General features: G+C 67.1%; 1 protein-coding gene. It reads right to left on the bottom strand.

What is annotated here, in order from left to right; all coding sequences use genetic code 11:
- Positions 1-298: 298 nt before the first annotated feature.
- Entirely contained in the window at positions 299-1,099 is an 801-nt protein-coding gene (locus FFS52_RS23545) for an ATP-binding cassette domain-containing protein (RefSeq protein WP_137811088.1), read from the bottom strand.
- Between the last annotated feature and the right edge of the window lie 187 nt (positions 1,100-1,286).

Raw genomic sequence — 1,286 nt, 5'->3', positions numbered from 1 at the left:
GCGCAACGCCCACTCCCTTAGGTCTTTGTTTTCGCAACTCAAAACCTAAGCGAGACTGGGCGTTGCGTGCGTTAGGCTCGCGAGAAGACACCCACTTTGGCGTCAGAAGAGCCCAAAATGTTCGACGACGAGGTCTCTCCACAACCTCGATGTCGTCGAATCCAACTGTGCATCAATCGGAGTCACTCACTCCCCAGCGGTGAACCGTGGTGAACTGAGGTGAACAGAAACCCCATCAGTCACAAGCGGGCTGCCCACTGCTCGGGAGCGGCGGGAGCCCGTACTCGCGGTGCTTCAGTCAGGGAGCAGTGGTCGCGACACCCCGCGCCGACCACCTGCCGTCGCGGTGTGTGATCTCGATGGGGTGGTCGAAGCACTCGGTCACCAGCGCTGTGGTCAGGACCTCGTCGACCGGGCCCGCGGCGAGGATTCGCCCACCGGTCACCAGCAGGGCGTGGGTGGTCGTCGCGGGCAGTTCCTCGAGGTGATGGGTGACGAGCACGGTCGCGAGTTCGGGGTGCGTGCGGTGGAGTCGGTCGACGGTCTGCAGAAGTCGTTCGCGTGCGGCCACATCGAGGCCTGTCGACGGCTCGTCGAGTAGCAGGAGTCGTGGATCGGACAGCAGCGCGCGGGCGATGAGCGTTCGGCCGCGCTCGCCCTGCGACAGGTTCGTCCACGGCGCCGACGCGAGTGCGCCCAGGCCGAACATCTCGATCAGCTTGTCGGCGCGAGCCAGTGTCTCCGGCGCGGGTGTCTGGTGATCCATCAGCTCGGTCGTGCCGGTCGCGCCGGTCAGCACGACCTCGCGGATGGTCAGCGGCGATCGCAACGGATGCCGCGGATTGACGTGCCCGATGGACTCACGCAGTTTCCGGGTCTCGACGCGCCCCAGTTGGTGTCCGAGGACATGGACGGTCCCGCGCGTCGGATGCTGTTCCGCGCCGCACAGGCTCAGGATCGTCGACTTGCCGGCGCCGTTCGGGCCGATGAGCGCCCACCGCTCGCCGGCACGGATGGTGAGGTCGATGTCCGAGAGGATCGCGCGGGACTGCCGCACGAAGTCGACCAAATTCAGGCGCAGGACTTCCGGGGTCGTCACGGTCCGAACGTACCGGACCCTTCGTGACGGCCCGCCCTGCGCTGCCTGAGGTGTGAGGAGCGCAAGCGACGAGCCTCGAAGGCTCCGGGCCTCCTCAGGGGGCGGGGGGGTGACGGCCCGCCCTGCGCTGCCTGAGGTGTGAGGAGCGCAAGCGACGAGCCTCGAAGGCTCCGGGCCTCCTCAGGGG

It is taken from the genome of Gordonia sp. ALPHA1B1, assembly GCF_005502615.1.
GTDB classification, from domain to species: Bacteria; Actinomycetota; Actinomycetes; order Mycobacteriales; family Mycobacteriaceae; genus Gordonia; species Gordonia hongkongensis.
This window is presented reverse-complemented; position numbering and strand designations above follow the sequence as displayed.